We start from the raw sequence: 21,248 nt of genomic DNA, 5'->3' as shown, positions 1-21,248 counted from the left end.
GGGTTTGAAAACAGGCCTGCTCTAATAAAAAAACCCCGCAAATGCGGGGTTTTCTTTGAGGCCAATTCGGCTGATCTGGCGAAGCAGCGCGTCAGGTCAGGCCGCGATCAAATACGGAACTGGCGGACCAGCCCACCCAGTCGCTCACCCACATCGGCCAGGTTGCTCGCGGTGCGTGCGCCCTGCTGGGTCTCCTCGGCGACGTTTTCCACGGCCGTGGCGATTTGATGCACGCTGCGGTTGATCTCTTCCGCGACCGCGGTCTGCTCTTCGGCGGCACTGGCAATCTGTGCGTTCATGCCGTTGATGGTGGCGATCAGTTGCGCAATGGCATCCAGCGATGCGCCAGCCTGGTTGGCCTGCGCGCTGCTGGCGTCGCCCGCCTCGCTGGACCGGCTCATGGCGGCCACAGCCTGCTTGGTACCCGTTTGCAAACGGTCGATCATGCCCTGGATTTCCTGGGTGCTCTGCTGGGTCCGGCTGGCCAGCGCGCGGACTTCATCGGCGACCACGGCAAAGCCGCGCCCCGCTTCACCTGCCCGAGCGGCCTCGATGGCGGCGTTCAGCGCCAACAGGTTGGTCTGCTCGGCAATCGAGCGAATCACGTCGAGCACACCGACGATGGCATGCACGTCCTGTTGCAGCGCATCCAGCGACGTACCGCTGGTGCGAATTTCTTCCACCAGAGAGTGAATCTGACGAATGCTGGAATCGACCACGGATTTGGCCTGCTGGCCTTCTTGATCGGTTTGCTGTGCGGCTTCGGCAGCACCCTGGGCGCTATGCGCAACTTCCTGAGCGGCAGCGGACATTTCGTTGATCGCCGTGGCGACCTGATCGGTTTCCTGACGCTGAGTCTCCATGGCTTTCTCGGAACGCTGCGCCTGTGCAGCTACCTCGGCGACCATACCCGTCAGTTGGCCCGTCATCTCCGCAACCTGGCTGACCATGGTGTGGATCTTGCCCACGAAGCGGTTGAAGGAACTGCCCAGTTGGCCCAGCTCGTCGTTGCGGTTTTCCGGCAGGCGGTGCGTCAGGTCGCCTTCACCGGCAGCGATGTCGTCCAGCTGCGCACGAATCACCTGGATCGGCTTGACGATGGAATTGCCGATTACCACGCCGGCGACGCCCAGTGCCAGGAGCATCACGCCAGCGATTCCGAGAATGCTGGTCAGGATCGAATTGACCCGACTGTCGATTTCCTCGCGGACTTTGTCGAGTGCCAGTTCAATGCCGTCCAGATTGACCGCCGTGCCCAGCGCCATGTCCCACTTGGGCAGGTAATAGCTGTATGCGAGCTTGGGAACCGATACTTTTTCATTGTCAGGAAGTGGCGATGAATAGTTCACGAAATAGGTGTTGTTCTTGGCTACCGCCACCAGTTCACGGTTGATGTAGACGCCGTTGGCATCATGACGATCACTCAGGTTTTCACCAACACCTACCGGGCTGGTGCCACGGAACAGGCGGACCACGTTGGAATCGTGACCGAAGAAGTAACCGTCCTTGCCGTACTTGATCTTCGAAAGGATGGCGATGGCCTGGGCACGGCTGGCCATATCGCCCGGCTCCGCGGACTCATAGAGGTGAGCGACACTGCTCACACCGATACTCATGTAATCCTCGAGCCGGGCACGACTCTCGTCGAGCATTCGTTCGCGAGTGGTTTCCAACTGCTCGTCGGCAAGCGAATGCAGGATTTTCGCTGCCGCGCCACTGAGTACCAGGGCAAACAAGGCAACGGGTATCAATGCCAGCAATATCACCTTCAGCTTTAGGGTCATGCGCATTGTGAAATTCTCGATAAGTGATCGGTACCCATCAGTCATCGGCTGACCGGTCGAATACTTCAAGACCCGCTTACTAAAAGGCCGACTGTGCCGCATTCCGCTAGCAAACCAGACTGTCGACCGGCACGAACGCTTGAAAATGACCGCTCCGGCTATGCGTTCGCCACAGAAATATCCAGACGACGCGACCCGGGTTGACCAAACTCCCAGCCCACGTAAGGAACGCGACGGCGTGGTCACGGCAGTTTTTGTGAACGTAGTCCAGCTGTTCGGCGAGCCATACGTTGGCAGCGAGTTCCTCAGGTTCACGCGTTTCTTTTTTTAGTGGCAACACGCCCCACCGTCGCCATGGGAACGTCTCCAAAGGCTCTGGAACCCCCGTTTCGCTTGATGTTGCGGCGATATCCACTCGTCTGAACGACGACCAGCCAGGACGTACGGTGCAACTTTTCCTTACAAGTCTGAGTCGCAGTTAACGGACAGACCAACGCATTCGTGTTTAGGCAAATAAAGGTCTGCAGGCATGTCAATTTCGATTGGCATGCGAGACGGAAATGTCAGCAAGCGCGCCGATAGCAGTAAATCAGTGGTCGACCGCGTAGACGCCGTCCTGAGTCTTAAGGACGGCAATGGATGTCAGGGATGGGGAAAGGACTATGCTCTTCAACTCCGCGGTGTTCATAGCCGGGTTTCTTCCGGTTGTTTTCCTAGGCTTCTTTCTTCTCGCGGGTACAGGTAGGCAACGGTACGCCGCCATCTGGCTGACGCTGGCGTCGCTGGTATTCTACGGCTGGTGGAATCCCGCTTACGTGCCGCTGCTGGTTGGCAGCATGGTCGTCAACTACCTGCTCGGCGGATATTTGATGCGCCGGCCGTCGCGGCTACTGCTTGTGCTCGGCGTCGCCGCCAACGTCGCGTTGTTGGGTTACTACAAGTACACAGGCTTTCTCTTCGGCACGCTGGACAGCGCCTTTGGCCTCGGGTGGTCGGTGGGCGACATCATCCTGCCGCTGGCGATCTCATTCTTTACCTTCCAGCAAATCGCCTACCTGGTCGACGCGCACGATGGCGAGGTCGCTGAGCATGACTTCGTCAATTACTGCCTGTTCATCAGCTTCTTCCCCCAGCTGATCGCCGGTCCCATCACCCACCACGGCGAGATGCTCAAGCAGTTCAACGACAGCAGCACCTTTCGCCCACGGATCGACAATATTTCGCTGGGGCTGACAGTCTTCGTGCTCGGCCTGTTCAAAAAGGTGATCCTTGCGGACCCGCTGGGAGAAAACGCCTCGCCGATTTTCGCGATCGCCGCGGATGGCACGGTGCCTTCGCTATACGACGCCTGGTACGGAGCGCTCAGTTATACGCTGCAGATTTACTTCGACTTTTCCGGCTACAGCGACATGGCCATCGGCCTGGGATTGCTGTTCGGCTTGCGCTTGCCGGTGAATTTCAACAGCCCGTTCAAGGCGCACAACGTGATTGACTATTGGTCGCGCTGGCACATGACGCTGACCCGCTTTCTCACCGCCTATATCTACAACCCCATCGTCATACGCATCACCCGCTCGCGAATGGCCGCCGGCAAGCCGTTACCCCGGCGGGGCAAGATGAGCCTGGGCACCTTTGTTGTGCTGATCGCCTACCCCACCGTGTTGACCATGTTCATTTCTGGCGTCTGGCACGGCGCCGGCTGGCAGTTCGTGGTGTTCGGCCTGCTGCATGGGTTCTACCTGGTCGTCGTCCACGGCTTCCGTGCCTACAAGGCCCGCCACGGCCTGCCGCTCGACAGCAACAAGCTCTGGCACCACGCCAGCGCCGTCCTCTTGACCTTCCTCTGTGTGGTCGTGGCGATGGTGTTCTTCCGCGCCAGCAGCGTGACCGCGGCCATGGCAATGCTGTCGGGCATGGTTGGCTTGAGTGAATACAGCACGGAGTTCGACAAGTCCGATTACTTCACCGTGGCCGTGCTGCTTGCCTTTGTATGGATCATGCCCAACGTGCAGCAGTGGATGGCGGGCTTTCGCACCGCGCTGGACGCCCAGCCGCGTGAGAGCTGGCTGCTGCGCTGGTTGCCGATTGGCATGTGGAGCCCGACGCCGGTGATCGGCTTAGCCGTTGGCGTGCTTGGTTTCTTTGCATTGGCCGTCGCGTTCTCTGTGGCGCCGACCGAGTTCCTCTACTTCCAGTTCTAACTTTCTAGGGGTGAACGGCTAATGGATCAGCTGCTCTGGCTACCTCAACATTCCGACCTTGGCACCGCCATCAGCGACGCCAAGCGCGAACCCGACCCCTTTGCGCGGCTCAACGAAGCGAGACGACTGGCCGGCTATCGCCGGGACTTCACCCAGACGACACGCCTGGACCGGCTGGCAAGCGAAGGTCTTCGCGCCGTCATCAGTGATGAGACGCCCACATCAGGGCTGCGGCCATTGCGCATCGCCCTGCTCTCATCACATACGGTGGATCACTTGGCGCCAGCGATTCGTGTCGCTGGCTTGGAGCGCCGGCTGGCAATCTCCATGTATATCGCGCCGTATGGCATGTACCGCCAGGCCCTGCTGATGGACGATGCGGAGCTCGCCGCCTTTGCGCCGCAGATCGTGGTGCTGGCGCTCGACGCCCGAGACGCGCCGCTGCAGCTGCCGCTGGAAGCCTCGCAGGCGGAAGTCGATACAGCAGTTGCCGAGCGAGTCGACGAGCTGCGTCTGCTCTGGCGTCGAGCACGCGAGCGCTACGCGGCGCAAGTCGTGCAGCAGACCATCGTGCCGGCCGATCCGTCGGTCTTCGGGTCATTCGAGGCGCTGGTGCCGGCCTCGCCCTATGCGCTGATCGATCGGCTCAATGCGGCCATCCGCAGTGCCGCGCGCGAAGACGGCGTGCTGCTGATGGACCTCGCCTGGGAAGCGGCACGTGGCAGCTACGGCGACGGCCTCGCCGAGCCCGTGCGCTGGCATCAGGCCAAGCAGCTGGTCAGCCCCAACCTGGCTCCGCTGTATGGCGATCAGCTGGCGCGGATTGCGGCGGCGAGCGTTGGCCTGTCGCGTAAGTGCCTGGTACTGGACTTGGATAACACCCTGTGGGGCGGCGTGGTCGGTGACGATGGCGTAGATGGCATCCACCTCGGCCAAGGCTCGCCTTCCGGCGAAGCCTTTCTGGCCTTTCAGCGCTACGCGGCGCTGCTGGCTCGCCGCGGCATCATTCTTGCCGTGTGCAGCAAGAACGATCTGAGCGTCGCCGAAGCGGCGTTCAATCACCCGGAAATGGCGATAAAGCGCAGCGATATCGCAGCCTTTATGGCGAATTGGGAAGACAAGGCCGGCAATCTGCGGCGTATCGCCTCGATGCTGGATATCGGCCTGGACAGCTTGGTCTTCGTCGATGACAACCCAGCCGAGCGCGACATCGTGCGGCGCGAGCTGCCGGAGGTCGCGGTGCCGGAACTACCGGAAGACGTGGCCGATTACCCCGCGCGTGTCGCAGCCGCCGGTTACTTCGAAGCCGTGTCTTTCACCTCGGACGACGCCACACGCGGGCGCAACTATGCGTTGAACGCTGAGCGCAAGGCCGCCATGAGCCAGGCCACCGATATGGATGGTTACCTGCGCGGCCTGGAGATGGTGCTGACCGCAACGCCCATCGGCGCCGCCGAGCTGGCCCGCAGCACCCAACTGATCAACAAGACCAACCAGTTCAACCTCACCACGCGCCGTTACAGCGAGGCCGAAGTCGAGCGCATCGCCAGTGATCCATGCTCGGTGGCGTTGGCCATCCGGCTGGCCGACAAGTTCGGCGACAACGGCCTGATCAGCGTGGTACTGGCGCGCCCCGATGAGGCTATCGCCGCCGATGAGTTGCTGATCGACAGCTGGCTGATGAGCTGCCGCGTACTCGGGAGGCAAGTCGAGACAGCGGTGCTCGAGGTGCTCGCCAAAACAGCTGTCGCGGCAGGTTACAGCGCCCTGATCGGCGAGTACCGCCCCACCGAACGCAACGGCATGGTCGCCGAGCATTTTCCGCGACTGGGCTTCGATCAGTATCGCGCACCCGATGGTGCCTCATCGGAGGCGACCTTCTGGCGCTACAACCTTCGCTCCACCCGCAGTCCTCATCATTTCATCGAGATCACAGCATGACCGAAGCAGACGTACTCAAGGCACTCACCCCGGTTTTTCACGACGTATTCGATGACGACAGCATCGTCCTCTCACCGGCGATGACCGCCAATGACATAGACGGCTGGGACAGCCAGACCCACGTGATGCTCACCGTGGCCGCGGAACAACGCTTCGGTATCAAGTTTCGGACGGCGGAGTTGGAGTCGCTGCGCAACGTCGGCCATTTCGCCCAAGTCATTAGCGCCAAACTCAAAGGAAAATAGCCATGGTCCATACCGCTGAATTCCCCAGGGACGGGAGCACTGCCGAAAACGGAAAAGCACGCACGGCCAGCGCGCCGGGCCAAGTGCGTTCGCGGTATTTGTTGTCCTTGTTCGTTGGCATGTTCGGTGCCTTGGCGCTGTTCTGCCTGACGCTGTTCGCGCTGGAGCGCACCGGCAACCTGCCCCCGCCCGCGTTCTCGAATATCTCGTGCGCCGACGAGAAACTCAGCTTCCTGCGCGAGAATCCGATCCAATCGCCAAACCTGCTAATCATTGGCTCATCCGTGGCCTGGCGCCACGTGGACGGCAATGTACTGACCCAGGCTCTGCCAGAGGTTCAACCTATGAACGGCGCGTTTTGCGGGCTTTTCGCCAATCAGTCCACCTATGTAGGCCATTGGCTGCTCGACCGCGAGCCCAACATTCGCAGTGTGGTGATGATTGCCGACCCGCAGGATTTCGCCGGCTGCTGGCGCGTCCCCACAGCCGTATTCAACCGTGAATACGTCGACCCGTACGTCTACGAACAAGCCTCACCCTGGGTCCATTACCTGCGTTATTTCTCACCAAAGTCACTGGTGCGCAACGCGCTGACGGTGAAGGCCCAACGCGCCGGACAGATCGAATGGGACCCCCTGGTCTTCAACCGCTTTGGTGATGGCCCTCTGGAAACCAGTAATACCCGTGACCTGGTGTATGGCGCCCCGGAAGCCTTGGACCCCAGCTGCTTCCAGGCTTTGCACGACATGGGCGCGCGCCTGGCGAAAGAAGGCCGTCAGTTGATGGTTGTCTCCACCCCCCTGAACCCGCAATGGAAGGAAAAATACGACCCGGACGGTAAATTTCTAGCCGACTTTGACAAGCGCATTCTGGACACCCTGAGCGTCACCGGCGGCACCTTCTGGAACGCCGACAAGGACTGGAATACGCCAGCCACTTCGTTTGTCGATGCGGTTCACATGCGCTGGTCGGCCGTGCAGCAATTCTCCGGTGCGCTTGCCGAGCAGATGCGCAACGCAGCAATCGAGCCGGTGCCGCCACTGTCTCTGAAAACCGTCAAGGTGCCTTGATTCGCTGTTTCGGAATGAAAAAGCCCGGGTTGTCTGTACGAGCCCGGGCTTTTTTTTAATCACCAGACTTAGCGCGAAGCCGGCAACACCCGACCACGACATTCGCCAAAGCCGATCGAGGCATGCCCCTCATGTCGGCAACGGGCCTTGAGAATGATCTCATCGCCATCCTCAAGGAAGGTGCGCGTTTCGCCGCTGGGCAATTCCAGCGGCTGTTTGCCGCCCTGGGTGATCTCCAGCAGGCTGCCGAGGCTATCGGCGCTGGGACCGGACAAGGTGCCGGAGCCGAACAGGTCGCCCGGCTGCAGGCTGCAGCCATTGACGCTGTGGTGGGCGACCATCTGCGCCACGGTCCAGTACATGTTTCGGGTGCTGCTCAGGGCGATGCGCTGCGGTGGCAGGCCCTTGGCGCGCATGGTCTCGGTCAGCAGTAGCACTTCCAGTTCGATGTCCAGTGCGCCCTGCTCTTGGTCGCGCTGGTCGTGGAGATACGGCAATGGCTGCGGATCCCCTTCAGGCCGCGCCGGCTGCGCACAGCGGAACGGCTCCAGTGCTTCGGGCGTCACTACCCAGGGCGACACGGTCGTGGCAAAACTCTTCGACAGGAACGGGCCCAGCGGCTGATATTCCCAGGCTTGCAGATCGCGCGCGGACCAATCGTTGAGCAGGCAGAAACCGGCTACGTGGCTGCTCGCCTCACCGATCGAAATCGACTCACCGCGCGCATTGCCCTGACCGATCCAAATGCCCAGTTCCAGCTCATAATCGAGCCGTTTACTCGGCCCGAAGCTCGGCTCGGTAGCGCCCGGCGGCAAGGTCTGGCCGTTGGGGCGCTTGACCGTCACGCCCGACACATCGATGGTCGAGGCACGCCCGTGGTAGGCGATGGGTACGTACTTGTAGTTCGGCAGCAAGGGGTTATCCGGGCGGAACAATTTGCCGACGTTGTTGGCGTGGTGGATGCCGACATAGAAGTCTGTGTAATCGCCCACCTTGGCCGGCAGATGCATCTGGCATTGGCTCATGGGTAGCAGCAGCGACTCGCCCATTCCTTCCAAACGCTCACGCTGCGCGCTGCCCTCGCCGAGCAGTTCCAGCAGCGCACGGCGCAATGCCTTGCGGGCCGAGGCACCGAGCGCGAAGAAAGCATTGAGGCTGCCGCCGCTGGCCGCTTTCGCGGCGTCCAGTGCCTGGCCATCGAACAAACCAGCGTCGCAGGCAGCCCTCACGTCGAAGATGAAATCGCCGATGGCGACGCCACCGTGCGGCTCGCCGCCATCAGGGCTGAACACGCCCAGCGGCAGGTTGGCGAGGGGAAAATCCGAATGGCCATTGGCCGACTCGACCCAGCTGAGAAGTTCTGTCTGTGCGGTCATGTCATTTCTCATTCTTGAAGGTCTTGCCCAGGCCGGCCCAGCAGCTGTCGTAGTCGCTTTGCAGCTGCGGGCTTTCCAGCGCCTGGCGTGTGGGGCGAAGCACCTGGCCGGTCTCAAACATGAAGGCCATGGTGTTATCGATCTTGTGCGGTTTGAGCTCGGCGTAGATCGCCTGTTCAGTCGACACGTGATCCGGGCCGTGGGCGCTCATGCAGTTGTGCAGCGAGGCGCCACCGGGCGAGAAACCGTCGGCCTTGGCGTCGTAGGCGCCATCGATCAGGCCCATGAATTCGTTCATCAGGTTGCGGTGGAACCACGGCGGCCGGAAGGTGTTTTCCGCGACCATCCAGCGTGGCGGGAAGATCACAAAGTCGATGTTGGCCATACCGTGGATGGCGCTGGGCGAGGTCAGCACGGTGAAGATCGACGGATCCGGGTGGTCGAAGCTGACAGTGCCGATTGTGTTGAACCGGCGCAGATCGTACTTGTAGGGCACGTTGTTGCCATGCCAGGCGACCACGTCCAGCGGAGAGTGATCGAGCTCGGTGGCCCAGAGTTCGCCGAGGAATTTCTGCACCAGCTGGACGGGCTCGTCGCGCTCTTCGAAGTGCGCGACCGGCGAGAGAAAATCACGTGGATTGGCCAGACCATTGCTACCGATCGGCCCGAGGTCCGGTAGACGTAACGCGCAGCCATGGTTCTCGCACAAATAGCCGCGGGCAGTCGCCTCCAGCAACTCGACACGAAAGCGCATACCGCGCGGGATGACCGCAATCTCCAGCGGCGCCACCTCGAGTACGCCCAGCTCAGTGACCAGATTCAGCGCGCCCTGCTGCGGCACGATCAGCAGCTCGCCATCGGCATTGAAGAACACCCGCTCCATCGACACATTCGCTGCGTAACGGTAGATGCTCGCCCCTGTCGGCTGGGCGGGCTCGGCATTGGCCGCCACGCACGTCAGCCCATCGAGGAAATCCGTCGCGGTCTCCGGGAATGGCTCCGGGTTCCAGCGCAGCCGGTTAGGCGTGACCGGTCCCAGCTCGCTGCTGAATTGACGATCCAGACGCTGATATTGCCCGTGGTTAGCTGACGGACGGATGCGATACAGCCAGGACCGACGCGCTTCGCTGCGCGGGACGGTGAAGGCCGTACCGGAGAGCAATTCGGTGTAGAGGCCGTACGGCACTTTTTGCGGAGAGTTCTGGCCGACCGGCAGCGCGCCCGGCAAGGCCTCGCTACTGAATTCGTTGCCGAAGCCGGACAGGTATCGAGAGGTTTCGCCAGATTGCGGTAGAGGTTGCATAGCCATCTCTCATTTAGCGTAATGCGTTTACGCAAAAAGTAATTTGAACTCATCTGGGCGTCAAGCTATAAACAGCGCCTTCGCAAATGTGGCCGTAAACACAGGGCAGCTGAATTCATGGCAGACAGCAACGCAGATACGGCGCCTCGCCGACAGAAAGTCCAAGCCGCTGAGGTAGGCACAGACATCCTCACGGCACTGGCCGAACTAGCCCCCGCCACGTCCCTGTCGCGCCTGGCCGAACATGTCGGCATGCCCGCCAGCAAGGTTCATCGTTATCTGCAAGCGTTGATGGCCAGCGGCTTCGCCGAACAGGATCCACTGACCAATCATTACGGGCTGGGCCGTGCGGCCTTGTTCGTCGGGCTGGCTGCCCTGGGCCGGCTGGACGTGGTCAAACTGGCCACGCCGCATCTGGCGCAACTGCGCGACGCGCTCAACGAAACTTGCTTTCTCGCCGTATGGGGCAACCGCGGCCCCGCCGTCGTACACGTGGAGCAGGCGGTCCGGGCCGTCACGCTGGTGACCCAGGTGGGCTCGGTGCTGCCGCTGCTGGGCTCGTCCACCGGTTTGGTGTTCAACGCCTTCATGCCGAATGCGGAAACGGCCGAGCTGCGCGAAGAGGAAATGAAGCTGCCGTCCGCCCCCTCCCCCAACGCCCTGCTCACCGCGATGAATGAGCTGCAGCGCACCCACATTCAACCTGTGCACGGCTTGCTGATGGCAGGTGTCAACGCGCTCTCCGCGCCATTGTTCAGCGGCAATCAGCGATTGGCGGGCGTCATCACGATAGTCGGCGCCGAGCCCGGCTTCATGGCCGAAGTGGATGGCGAAGCGGCGCAGCGCTTGCAGCAAGTGGCAAGAAAGATCAGTGCCCGGATGGGCGCGGGTTCACTCACGCTATCCAGTGATGAGTAGATCGCCGGGCCGAGTGACTGGAGCAAGTCGCAGAGCCACAGCCACAGCCAGCGGAGCCTGGGTGCAGCTTTTCTCGGCCAGCAGATGATGAGCGATCACGAGCGATGAGGCGAAATCCGCACGGCGCATTGCCGCCATCTCGGCCCATCGCTCGCACCGCACGGGCATCTAGATGCGTAACCACAAGCTTGCCGAACTGCTCGTTCGCTCGACGAAGCGATGCGCGTCCGCTATTTGCTCGAAGGCTGCCCCGCCGCGTTTAGCGCCGCGAAACAGCCGCGCTCAGTTTGCTTGAGAGGACGGGATGCCAAATCCGGCAGGAAAAAGCGCCGATTCGCCATAAGCAGGCCAACGGACCATGGACTGTGGCGGCACCACACTTACGGGACCGCCAAGCTCCAGCTCGTTCACCCCTTCACCCACTCTCGACAATGCCCCGCCTCCAGCCCCAACCCGAAGGAAAAGTGGCTTTTCGATATAGCGCCAGCACGTAACAGCGTTTCTGCCCGATTGATTCCCAACGGCTTCACGCGTATCCGAACTGCCCGCATGCTGGTCCCGGTATAGCCACCTGATCGATGCGCAGGACTTCGGGACCGCCATGTTCGTGAAATTGCACTGCTCGTGTCATTTCTCGTCTCTCCATGGCGATTGAATCTTCAGGCGTATCGGCCCGTCCGTCATTCCCCATGCAGGAACAGGCGGAGCAAGGTCGTTATGAGCACCTGCTAATCTTCCAGTCATTTCACCGGGCGCACGGCCCCGATGGGTTCTGCTGTGAAAGATCGTATCGAGATGACACGTCAGGGAGGTTAAGGCATGAATGCAGAGCAGCGAGAGGCGCTAATTGGCACGCTGAAGGTTCGTTTCGAGGCGAACCTGCGCCGGCATGAAGGTGTTGAATGGCCTCAGGTGTATACAAGGTTGGAGGCCTCGCCGGAGAAGCTGCGAGCGCTGCAGAACATGGAGAGCACCGGCGGCGAGCCCGACGTGGTGGCTCGCGATAAGGACACGGGCGAGATTATCTTCGTCGACTGTTCTGCCGAAAGTCCCGCTGGCCGTAGAAGCCTCTGTTATGACCGGGAGGCCATGGACGCAAGAAAGGAGAACAAGCCGGCCAACTGTGCCACCGAGATAGCCGCCGACATGGGCATCGAAATCCTGACGGAAGCGCAATACCGGGACCTGCAGAAGCTAGGGTGCTTTGACACCAAGACGTCCAGCTGGGTAAAGACACCCTCCGCCATCAGAAAGCTCGGGGGCGCGCTCTTTTGTGACCGTCGCTATGACTGTGTTTTCGTTTATCACAACGGCGCGCAGTCCTATTACGCCGCCAGAGGGTTCCGCGGCGCATTGGCGGTCTGAGCAGAGGCGCAGTCCGGGCACGCTTTGATCTGTGTCGAGGTACATTCTCTTGAGAACATTCTCGCCGCCGATTAGCACGGCCAAGTCGGTTACGGAACGTAAGCATGCGGGCCCGTTCGTCCAGAGCTCGTCCCCGTCGAAATAACAAGCCCAGCGCAAAGACTGGGCTTGTTTTACGACTCTGGTCAGATCAAGGCAGCGGGTTGCCCAGACCTGGCTCGTTCGGGTCGAATTCTGGTACTTTTCCCGGCTGATCGGTGGGATTTGCGCCATCGCCTGGACTTGGCTGGACGTCTGGATTGTCGGTAATGAAATCAGGCTCAGGGGATTGGCTGGGGTTCTGGTCCTGCCCCGGTACGGGCTGTTGGTCATGGGGTCTGTCGAGCGGATCGATACTCATGAATTACCTCCGGTCGAGCCGTGGATGGCTCACAGATTTGAGGCTGTCCCAGTCGATAAGTGCGGGCCGCGTGTCGCGCGGCAGCCGATGTGCCACATCATCCATTCCCAACGACGATCGCCCCGGTGGCGCCGAGCGCTTGACTGAAGCCTCCCGGCGCCATTCTGACGACGTCTTGCCCTTGCAACCGCGCTTCGCTCTACGGATGCGATGCCCGCCGAACTTGCCAAGCGTCATCCGACGTAGCCGGTGACACTGTACAAGGCCAACGCAGCCTCGGTGCTCGCTAGGCGTCCTTTCGTCTATGGGCCTCGGTGACATCCACGCCGCTTATTGAATCGGCTCCGGCTATTTACCACCGACTGTAGCCGACCCAATGTTGACCTCGACGACAGCCCCGATGCTGGGGGCAGTATCGGCAGCCAGCGGGCTGTCATGCTACGGCGCTCGGTTCTAATGCCGGTTAACCCTTCAACGCCGCTTCGATCTCCGCAATATCAATCTTTTGCATGCCCATCATCGCTTCGAACGCGCGCTTGGCCGCTGCTTGATCAGGACTGGTATACGCTGCCGTCAGTACGCGCGGCGTGATTTGCCACGACAGACCCCACTTGTCCTTGCACCAGCCGCAGGCGCTTTCCTGGCCGCCGTTATCGACAATTGCATTCCATAAACGGTCCGTCTCGGCTTGGTCGTCGGTCGCAACCTGGAACGAAAACGCCTCGTTATGTTTGAACGTCGAGCCTCCGTTAAGTCCGAGGCAAGGGATGCCCATCACTGTGAATTCGACGGTCAGGACATCGCCCTGCTTTCCCGACGGATAGTCGCCCGGCGCGCGATGGATAGCACCCACCGCGCTGTCGGGGAAGGTCTTGGCATAGAAAGTCGCGGCCTCCAGTGCGGTGCCGTCATACCAGAGGCATATGGTGTTTTTGCTGGTCATGTTGGGTCTCCTTGATGGGCCGATATATGAATTTAGATACGCACGTAGAGTTAAGCGGCGGCAGGCATTGCTTGTTCGTCCCCGCGCTCGCCTCGAAGCGGTCGACCACTAACACCAATCGACCGGAATAGACGGGTGCGAGCCCGCGTTGGCGTCAATCGCCGATCTACCCGGCCGCCACCGCATCGCCAGCAGCGGCCTGGCTTTTAAGCGCCGCAAACGCCTCTGCAATGGTGGGCGGAGCCTTGGGCCGGGCGTACATCGACTGCAGGTACGCCTTCAACCGCGGTGCTCCTTCAAGCATTTTCTCTTCGTTCGCCCAGTCCAACGTATAAGCGGCGTTGAAGTCAGCCACGCTGAGCCGGTCGGCAACCATGAACTCGCGGTCATGCATATGGCGCTCGAGCACTGCCACCATCTCTAAGCAATCCTGCCGCGCCAGCTCGATTTCCTGAGGCAACCGCTTCTCTTCCGGGTACAGGAAGGTGTGACGCACGATGCGCCACAGGGGCTGTTCGATCTCGGTCATCAGAAAGAAAATCCAGCGATACATCTGAGCCCGGTCTTCCACCGATGCTGGGATGAAACCCGCCTGGGGATTTTTCTCGGCCAGGTAGAGCTGAATCGCAGCCGATTCGGTTATTACGAGGCTTCCATCGACCAGCACCGGCACCTTGGCGGCGGGGTTGAGCGCTAGAAATTCTGGTTGTCGGTTTTCACCTTGGAGGATGCTCACCGGGAGCATCTCGTACTCCAGGCCTAGTTCGTTGAGTAACCAGATAACGCGCAAAGCGCGGGTCGGGGGTGTTCCGTACAGTTTCATCATGGTCAGCTCCGTCGGCTTGTATGTACCGCAATTTCGGCAATTTGCTGATCTAGTCGTACGGGACCCTGTGAAATCGACAATCCCCAAACTTTCGTCGTGTTGGGTTTAGCCGATACTGCATGACGGTTAATTTGTTGTACGCCAGTACGTGCAGCTTTCCGAAGGTCTGCCGGGCTGCAGGAATGCCGCGTATCAGGTTGCCGTAACCGACCCTGGAAAAACCCGCCACTCTGCTCAGAGCCGGACAACTGCAGCGGAACACCGCCTGTTCGCACGCTGCCTCAGCACGAGGAGTGCGACCGCCTATGTCTAACGAATGGCCTAGCCGAGAACGCGTTTCTTGGCTCTGTGGGCTGGGGCGTGGCAGCTATAGAGTTTGCTTACCGCTTGCGCAATGGCACCGGTGCAACCTCACTCCCATAGGAAGAAACGCTATGTCCCAACGTCTCGACTACTTCAAGCTTTCCCCCGACGCCGCCGGCAAGTACGCCGAACTTTCGCAGCTGCTGAAAAAGAAGCCGTTTCTCTCGGAGGTGGGGCATCTGGTGACGCTACGGGCCTCGCAGATCAATGGCTGTGCGTTCTGCGTGGACATGCATGTCAAAGAGGCCAAGATTCACGGGGAGCGTGAACTGCGTTTGCATCACGTGACGGTCTGGCGTGAGTCGACACTGTTTTCGGCCCGCGAGCGCGCTGCGCTGGAATGGACTGAAGCATTGACCCGGCTTGAGGCGCACGGTGTAGCGGACGAGATCTTCAACAGCGTGCGCGAACAACTGTCTGACGCAGAGCTTGCCGATCTTTCCTTCCTGGTAATTTCCATCAACGGCTGGAACCGCCTGAGCGTGGCGTTCCAGGCGGTACCAGGGTCGGCAGATAAGCTTTACGGACTGGAGAAAGCCGACCTTCATTGACGATCGACCCGGACGAACGTCACGGACCGAACATTCGTTAATCTGGCAGCCGACTTTCCATACGAAACATAGGATCAGTCAAGAAGTCCGGCGACGCGCGCGGCGATGTCCGCCGCCGCGTCCGCATCCTTTACATTGGTGAACCCCATCAGCAAACCCTGGCGCGCAGGCGCCTCACGGTACCACTCAGACAACGCCTGCAATGCCAGCCCGGCGCGCGGTCCGCGTGCGGCGATGACACTGTCCTCCAGCCCGCCAGCCAGGCTGGCCAGCACGTGCATACCGCCGGCTCGCAACTCCAGATGCATGCGCCCGCCGAGCTTTGCAGTCAAGGCATCGCTCAACAACGTTCTTCGGTGTGCGTACAGGCTGCGCATCTTTTTCAGATGACGAGCGAAGTGGCCTTCTTCGATGAATGTCGCGGTGGTGCGTTGCAGCAATTGCGGGCAATGGTTGTGCAAAACGTCGGCCATCCGCGCGAAGTGCGCAACCTGCTCATTCGGCACTACGAGATAGGCCAGGCGCAGGCCGGGTATCAGCACTTTGCTGAACGTCCCTGTGTAGAGCACGCGCCCTTGCGTGTCGAGGCTCTTCAGGGCAGGTAATGGTCGCCCGACGTAGCGGTACTCGCTGTCATAGTCGTCTTCGATGATCCAGCTGCGCTGGTCGCTTGCCCAGGCCAACAGCGCCTGCCGCCGGGGCAAGGACAAGGAGACACCCAAAGGACTCTGGTGCGACGGGGTTACCACCGCAAAGCGCGCATCGGGCGCGCGCTCGATACCGACATCTACGCAAAGTCCATGTTCGTCCACGGGAACAGGCACCAGCGGCATGTTCGTTTCTTCGAAGAATCGGCGCGCGAGAAAATAGCCAGGATCCTCGAACCAGCCGCGGTCACCTGCTTTCAGCACGCTGCGTGAGATCAGCTCCAGACAGGCCCGATACCCCGCACAAATGAACACTTGGTCAGGCGTGCAGGCGATACCGCGGGAAATGGCGAGATAGCGGGCGAGTGCCACGCGCAACGCCGCATCACCTTGCGGGTTGGGGTAGATCAGGCTGTCCAGTCCGCTTTGTTGAATGGTGCGGCTGGCGATCCGCGTCCAGGTCTTGCGCGGGAAGGCATCAAGCGCCGGGAGGCCCATCTGCAGCGGCAGCGGCGCGCGGCCCGTGTGGACGCCGGTATAGACAGTAGGCGCAGGCGGGGCCGGCGGCACGCTGGATGCCGAGGGCGACAGTTGCGGGCACACGATCGTACCCGCCGGCCCCCGCGTCTCAAGATATCCCTCGCCAATCAGCAACTGATACGCCGCTTCCACCGTGCCCCGTGCCAGATTCAACTCGGACGCCAGCGCCCGCACCGAAGGCACCCGATCACCTGGTTTCAACTGACCCGAGCTGATGGCGTCGCGGTAGCGCACGTACAGTTGGCGGAAAACGGGGACGGTGTTCGCGCGATCCGGCATTTCGACACCTGGCATCCTGACCTCCTGTAGATGGCTGCCCGATAGTAGCGCAAGCGGGGGTATCGGTCGCTGGGGCGTTGACCGTCGCGCACAGCGATGGCCCATGCATCCCCGTCGTTCTTGCCCCTGTGGCCAGAGCGGCGGTGAACCTATGGTGAAGGCCCATCTCGTTGAGGACTCGACCATGAAAACTGAGCCAACCTTCCGTTATTTGCGCGAGGAAACCGAACTGCGCGAAGCACGCGAACTGATGCGCGAGCTACGGCCGCATCTGGCGGAAGAGACGGCATTCCTTGCCCAGATTGCGCGCCAGTTCGAGCAGCACTATCGCCTGCTAGGGGCATGGTTTGGCGCTGAATTGGTCGGCCTGGCGGGCTTTCGTTTGCAGGAAAATCTGCTCTATGGCCGGTTCGTCTATGTAGACGATCTGGTGGTCGCGCAATCACAGCGTCAGCACGGCATAGGTGCGAAGCTATTGGACGCGGTGCGCCGCGAAGCTATAGACAGTGAATACACGCATCTCGTGCTCGATACCGGTCTGCACATGCCGCTCGCGCAGCGGTTCTATTTCCGCGAAGGTCTGCTTGCCAAAGGCATGCACTTCGTTCAGCCATTGCGAAAGGAGGAGCAGCGCCATGCGTGAGCTTTTGTTGATCAATGCAAGTCCGCGCCCGGCAGCGTCCGTTGGTTCCCAGCTGGCGAACGAACTGATAGATACCCTGCGCAATCGCCGCCCCGATTTGAGGGTCACACGGCGGGACCTTGGAGTCGTCGCGCTCCCCCCTCTGAGCGATGCCTACGCCAATGCGCTTACCCGTCGGACACCGGACACCGATCCGGTCTTCACCGTGTCAGAAGGCCTGATTGGCGAACTCGAGCGCAGCGACGCATTGCTGATCGCCACGCCCATGCACAATTTCACGCTACCGGCGGCGCTCAAGCTATGGATCGACCACGTCGTCCGCATCGGTCGCACCTTCGCGGCAACGCCCGACGGCAAGGTCGGGCTACTGGCAGACCGTCCCGTTTATGTGATCGTCAGTTCCGGTGGCTTCCATCGCGGTGCTCGTGCCCGTCAGCCCGATTTCCTGACGGCGTATCTGCGCCATGTGCTGAGCACCATCGGGCTGTTCGACGTGCATTTCGTGTATCTGGAAGGGCTGGTCGCAGGTGAGGAAACGGTTAAGGCCGAATGCGAGGCAGCGCGCCAGCGTTTGTTCATGGAACCACTGTTCGCAAGTCTTGTGTCGACCTGACTGCGGAGCGTCTTAGAGGGGCGTCTACAGGGTGCACCGGGGAAATTCCGGACATACCGGCTTTCCGTTTTCTCCGTACGGGTCAATCGCCAGCTTCTGACTACGAGGGTTCTATTCTGGCCTGCCGCAACCTAGCGCGACGTCCATTTGGGGTCGAATGCTGCCGGCCGTGACAGGCCAGCGTCGACCCAAAGCGAAGGTGGCAAGCGGCAGGGATCGGCCGGAAGCAGCCGGCCACGAACTTCGCACGTCGCTGTGTCGCGTCTTGGAAGGCGCGAGTTTTGGACTTCGCTATCGCACGGTTGAGCGGCGCCTGACACGACCTTAGACCGGCCGTCGGAGTGCCGCAGGGATGCGGAAAGCCATCTAGACTGACCTGCGCGTTTATCTGCGGTCGTCCAGCACCGGCGCAGGACGCTTTCCTAGGAAGGGTCAGACATGAGCCGGCTGATTTGCGCTGATTTCGACGAGTTCGAAGAGGCCTTATACGGTGTGCAAGGACGCTATTTGCTGCGCACGCGGCAGCAACGTGACTGGCGATTGCGTATTGTCGACCTCAACGGAGTGGCCCTCATGTTCGGCCGCGAGGGCGCCGGCACCGTCTACAGCGGCATCGGTCTGCAAGGCTTCTACAATATCTTTCTTCCCTTGAGCCGACACGAGTGCACCGTGCTGAGCGGGCGGCGTCTTGATCGCCAGCTCCTTGGCTGGATGGTGCCGGAGGCGATGTTCCATATCGATGTCAGCCAGCCCGGTAGCTGGATGACTGTGGCGATCTCATGTGAACTCGTGCAGCTCTGGGCGCAACAACACGAAGACGAGTTCGACCTGTCGTTGATGAGCCGCAACCTGATCTGTGTGGCCCAGCAGGACCTTGGATTGTTGATCTGGCTGGCTTTGCGCCTGCTTCGCATCGATCACCGCGCTCCGCGAGAGCTGCATGCACCCGCTGCCGAGGCTGCCGCTTGTAGCGAACTGTTGGACCGAATCTTCTACACGCTACTGCCAGTCACCGCTGCCAAAAACGGATTTGCGTACCACCGGACCCATCAGCAAATACTCGGACATGCCTTGGGATTACTCGACGCCATGCCGAACACCCCATTGCGAATAGCAGACATTTGCAAGGCCACCCACACTACAGAGCGAACACTGCGCAACATTTTCACCAAATACCTGGGAATGAGTCCGCACCGCTATCTGATGCAGCACCGCCTGCGAATGATCAGGAGCGCCATTCTTTGCGCGGCGCCAACGGAAACCATCACCGACATCTGCTCACGTTTCGGCGTCTGGGATTTTGGCCGCTTCGCAGGCGTCTATCACAGCTATTTCGGCGAGTTACCTTCGCAATCGTTACTCCAACGACGTGCGCTTTCACGCCGTCAGGAACCGACGATGCCACGCTCGAAGGTCACACTCGGATACTCCCCGAACAGCGCGTAGTACTGCGCAGCCATGCGCCCCTGGTCGGTATACCCAAAGCGTGCAGCAATATCCGCGACGCTGGCGTGGTGATGATCAGCCACTGCCAGCGCGGCGCGCAATAAATGCAGACGACGCAGCCTTAAATACCGAGCAGGTGCCATGCCCAGCGTGGCAATAAAGGCCGTACGCAAGGTCCGCTCGCTTACTTCCAATGCATGACACAGCTCAAGCAGGTGCGGCGTGCGTGCGCATCCAACCGGGAGCAGCTCCAACGCTCGGCTGACCAATGCCTCATAGCTGGCTTGGCGGGCACGGCGTCGGGGCGTCATCCGCAATGGCTTGGTGCGTTCGATCATTGGAATCGGACTGGCAATGGATATAGACCAAGGCTGAACCGAGCCTCCAGGTTGCGCTACGTAAAACAGGCAAAGATATCTGGCGGGAAAATTGCCGATTTTACGTAGCGCTACCGCGTCAGGGATCGCCAATATCCAACCAGCGCTCGCCACCCGCTGCTTCAGCATTCGGCGTCTTGACGAGCCCCCTTGAGCATCCTGTCAGTGATTGGCGGTGCGAGCGGAGGCTATATGAATCGGTCAAGCCGTTATGGAGGCGCTCTGTGCCTGGCCATCGTCGGCGCGTTCGGATGCCTGCATGCCGAACCGCAAGGTCCCCTGCGGATGAACGTCGAAGCGTTCGCCGAACTCCCGGCCGGCGTACGCTATCCGGAAGGGCTCGCTGTAGATCCCGAGAACGGAGAAATTTACGTAGGCACCTTCGATGCGCGTGAGCCCTCCAGCGAGCGTAATAATCAGCTGCTGCGCTATTCGGCAGATGGCCGACTCATCAGCCAAAAGCCGTTCGGCACCACGCCGCTGACCGGTTTGGCCTACGCCGAAGGCCATGTCTATATCCTCAATTTCGGCGCCGCCAAGCTGCAACGCATTTCGGCAGCGTTCGAAACAGACTCCCCTGTTGAGGATCTGCTCAGCTTTCCGACGCTCAGTCCACCAACACCTGCGCCGCGCCCGGTGGCCAATCCGGATGGAAGCCAGGATCAGATTCAATTCGGCTCCAGCGGCGCGCCTGCTCCCAACGGGTTGGTATTTGCCAACAACGGCGATCTGTATGTTTCCGACTCCTTCCAAGGCGCGGTCTACCGCATCGCCAACGCTTTGCGATGTTCGCCGTGCTCGCTAGAAGTGCTGTCTCGCAGCCCGTTGTTGGCAACCGCGGGTGCCCTTCCCTTCGGTGCCAATGGCCTCGCGTTCAACGCAGACGAAAGCCAGCTGTACATCAATAACGCAGGTGATGGCCGCCTGCTCCGCATGACCATGCCGGACGGCGAAGTACAGATACTTGCTGAGAGCCTATACGGCGCGGACGGGCTGCTGTTTCACCAAGGATTGTTGTGGCTGCTGGCCAATCAGATCGATCAGTTGCTTGGGCTCGACGAAAACGGCCTGGTCCGCGCGCGGGCGGGCGGCTTTGACGGCATCGCCGGCAGCGGCGCACCGCTCGGTTTGCTGTTCCCTGCCAGCAGCGTGGTCCACGGAGATTGGATGGTCATCAGCAATCTGGCATTACCGCTAACGACAGCCGAGGGCGATGAATGGGAGGAGCAGGTGACCACCTGGAACCTCATGCGCGTGCGCTTGCCGCAGCGGCCTTAGCGTCAATCAAGGAGAGCACGTCATGCCTTCCAGTTTCGAACATCCAATAAACCAACGTCGTCGCGACCTGCTGCTCGGCTCCGCCGCTCTGGTCACGGCGATGTTATTGCCCTTGGGCGGTTGTTCGCGGGCAAGCGGG

19 protein-coding genes are annotated in these 21,248 nt (G+C 60.7%); 11 read left to right on the top strand and 8 right to left on the bottom strand.

All coding sequences use genetic code 11. The annotated features are described in order from the left end of the window. Positions 1 to 107 precede the first annotated feature (107 nt). Positions 108 to 1,790 carry a methyl-accepting chemotaxis protein gene (locus tag CH92_RS10125; RefSeq protein ID WP_025241662.1) on the bottom strand — a complete coding sequence of 561 codons (1,683 nt, stop codon included), beginning with the start codon at positions 1,788 to 1,790 and terminating at the stop codon, positions 108 to 110. A gap of 656 nt (positions 1,791 to 2,446) precedes the next feature. Here CH92_RS10125 and CH92_RS10115 point away from each other — a divergent pair. Genes CH92_RS10115 through CH92_RS10100 form a run of 4 tightly spaced genes read left to right on the top strand, consistent with a single transcriptional unit; the run spans position 2,447 to position 7,241 of the window. Continuing rightward, complete coding sequence (locus CH92_RS10115) at positions 2,447 to 3,985, top strand: MBOAT family O-acyltransferase (protein ID WP_025241660.1); 1,539 nt, start codon at positions 2,447 to 2,449, stop codon at positions 3,983 to 3,985. A 21-nt stretch (positions 3,986 to 4,006) separates the two neighbouring features. After that, the gene (locus tag CH92_RS10110; protein WP_025241659.1) at positions 4,007 to 5,926 is read left to right on the top strand and encodes an HAD-IIIC family phosphatase; all 1,920 of its coding nucleotides are present in this window, start codon (positions 4,007 to 4,009) and stop codon (positions 5,924 to 5,926) included. Beyond that, a complete protein-coding gene (locus CH92_RS10105; RefSeq protein WP_025241658.1) occupies positions 5,923 to 6,171 on the top strand; it encodes an acyl carrier protein in 249 nt (82 codons plus the stop codon). The genes CH92_RS10110 and CH92_RS10105 overlap by 4 nt, the downstream gene beginning before the upstream one ends. Positions 6,172 to 6,173: 2 nt before the next feature. After that, positions 6,174 to 7,241 (top strand): hypothetical protein, encoded by a 1,068-nt coding sequence (locus CH92_RS10100; RefSeq protein WP_235206210.1) that lies wholly within the window; start codon positions 6,174 to 6,176, stop codon positions 7,239 to 7,241. Between the two features lie 68 nt (positions 7,242 to 7,309). On the opposite strand, the gene fahA is transcribed toward CH92_RS10100, so the two are convergent. Both fahA and hmgA read right to left on the bottom strand, forming a co-directional pair. Next, complete coding sequence (gene fahA / locus CH92_RS10095; RefSeq protein ID WP_025241656.1) at positions 7,310 to 8,617, bottom strand: fumarylacetoacetase; 1,308 nt, start codon at positions 8,615 to 8,617, stop codon at positions 7,310 to 7,312. Position 8,618: 1 nt separating this feature from the next. Next, complete coding sequence (gene hmgA / locus CH92_RS10090) at positions 8,619 to 9,920, bottom strand: homogentisate 1,2-dioxygenase (protein ID WP_025241655.1); 1,302 nt, start codon at positions 9,918 to 9,920, stop codon at positions 8,619 to 8,621. A gap of 117 nt (positions 9,921 to 10,037) precedes the next feature. Here hmgA and CH92_RS10085 point away from each other — a divergent pair, with 117 nt between their 5' ends. Further along, positions 10,038 to 10,838: an IclR family transcriptional regulator gene (locus tag CH92_RS10085; protein ID WP_025241654.1), complete on the top strand. Its 801-nt coding sequence runs from the start codon at positions 10,038 to 10,040 to the stop codon at positions 10,836 to 10,838. Between the two features lie 819 nt (positions 10,839 to 11,657). Continuing rightward, complete coding sequence (locus CH92_RS10080) at positions 11,658 to 12,203, top strand: DUF4256 domain-containing protein (RefSeq protein ID WP_025241653.1); 546 nt, start codon at positions 11,658 to 11,660, stop codon at positions 12,201 to 12,203. A 190-nt stretch (positions 12,204 to 12,393) separates the two neighbouring features. Here CH92_RS10080 and CH92_RS10075 read toward each other — a convergent pair whose 3' ends face one another. From CH92_RS10075 to CH92_RS10065, 3 genes are all read right to left on the bottom strand, one after another. Further along, positions 12,394 to 12,603, bottom strand: coding sequence for a hypothetical protein (locus CH92_RS10075; protein WP_025241652.1), 210 nt, complete (start codon positions 12,601 to 12,603; stop codon positions 12,394 to 12,396). Between the two features lie 463 nt (positions 12,604 to 13,066). Beyond that, complete coding sequence (locus CH92_RS10070; RefSeq protein ID WP_025241651.1) at positions 13,067 to 13,546, bottom strand: VOC family protein; 480 nt, start codon at positions 13,544 to 13,546, stop codon at positions 13,067 to 13,069. A gap of 166 nt (positions 13,547 to 13,712) precedes the next feature. Next, the gene (locus CH92_RS10065; protein WP_025241650.1) at positions 13,713 to 14,372 is read right to left on the bottom strand and encodes a glutathione S-transferase family protein; all 660 of its coding nucleotides are present in this window, start codon (positions 14,370 to 14,372) and stop codon (positions 13,713 to 13,715) included. 434 nt (positions 14,373 to 14,806) lie between these two features. Between CH92_RS10065 and CH92_RS10060 the strand changes: the two genes are divergently transcribed. Further along, positions 14,807 to 15,286, top strand: a complete 480-nt coding sequence (locus CH92_RS10060; protein ID WP_025241649.1) for a carboxymuconolactone decarboxylase family protein — start codon at positions 14,807 to 14,809, stop codon at positions 15,284 to 15,286. 74 nt (positions 15,287 to 15,360) lie between these two features. Here CH92_RS10060 and CH92_RS10055 read toward each other — a convergent pair whose 3' ends face one another. Further along, positions 15,361 to 16,767: a PLP-dependent aminotransferase family protein gene (locus CH92_RS10055; RefSeq protein WP_025241648.1), complete on the bottom strand. Its 1,407-nt coding sequence runs from the start codon at positions 16,765 to 16,767 to the stop codon at positions 15,361 to 15,363. 169 nt (positions 16,768 to 16,936) lie between these two features. On the opposite strand from CH92_RS10055, the gene CH92_RS10050 reads away from it, so the two are divergent. The 3 genes from CH92_RS10050 to CH92_RS10040 all read left to right on the top strand — a co-directional run bounded on the left by CH92_RS10050 (position 16,937) and on the right by CH92_RS10040 (position 19,454). Further along, on the top strand, positions 16,937 to 17,395 hold the full coding sequence (locus CH92_RS10050; RefSeq protein ID WP_025241647.1) for a GNAT family N-acetyltransferase: 459 nt from the start codon (positions 16,937 to 16,939) through the stop codon (positions 17,393 to 17,395). Further along, positions 17,388 to 18,008, top strand: a complete 621-nt coding sequence (locus CH92_RS10045; RefSeq protein WP_025241646.1) for an FMN-dependent NADH-azoreductase — start codon at positions 17,388 to 17,390, stop codon at positions 18,006 to 18,008. The genes CH92_RS10050 and CH92_RS10045 overlap by 8 nt, the downstream gene beginning before the upstream one ends. A gap of 438 nt (positions 18,009 to 18,446) precedes the next feature. Beyond that, on the top strand, positions 18,447 to 19,454 hold the full coding sequence (locus CH92_RS10040; RefSeq protein ID WP_025241645.1) for a helix-turn-helix transcriptional regulator: 1,008 nt from the start codon (positions 18,447 to 18,449) through the stop codon (positions 19,452 to 19,454). On the opposite strand, the gene CH92_RS10035 is transcribed toward CH92_RS10040, so the two are convergent. After that, a complete protein-coding gene (locus tag CH92_RS10035) occupies positions 19,394 to 19,792 on the bottom strand; it encodes a helix-turn-helix domain-containing protein (RefSeq protein WP_025241644.1) in 399 nt (132 codons plus the stop codon). The genes CH92_RS10040 and CH92_RS10035 overlap by 61 nt on opposite strands. Positions 19,793 to 20,023: 231 nt before the next feature. Between CH92_RS10035 and CH92_RS10030 the strand changes: the two genes are divergently transcribed. Beyond that, entirely contained in the window at positions 20,024 to 21,109 is a 1,086-nt protein-coding gene (locus CH92_RS10030) for an SMP-30/gluconolactonase/LRE family protein (protein ID WP_025241643.1), read from the top strand. Positions 21,110 to 21,248: the final 139 nt, after the last annotated feature.

This window comes from Stutzerimonas stutzeri (genome assembly GCF_000590475.1).
GTDB classification, from domain to species: domain Bacteria; phylum Pseudomonadota; class Gammaproteobacteria; order Pseudomonadales; family Pseudomonadaceae; genus Stutzerimonas; species Stutzerimonas stutzeri_D.
The sequence above is the reverse complement of the archived record's forward strand: the minus strand, read 5'-3'. Positions and strand labels throughout refer to the sequence as shown.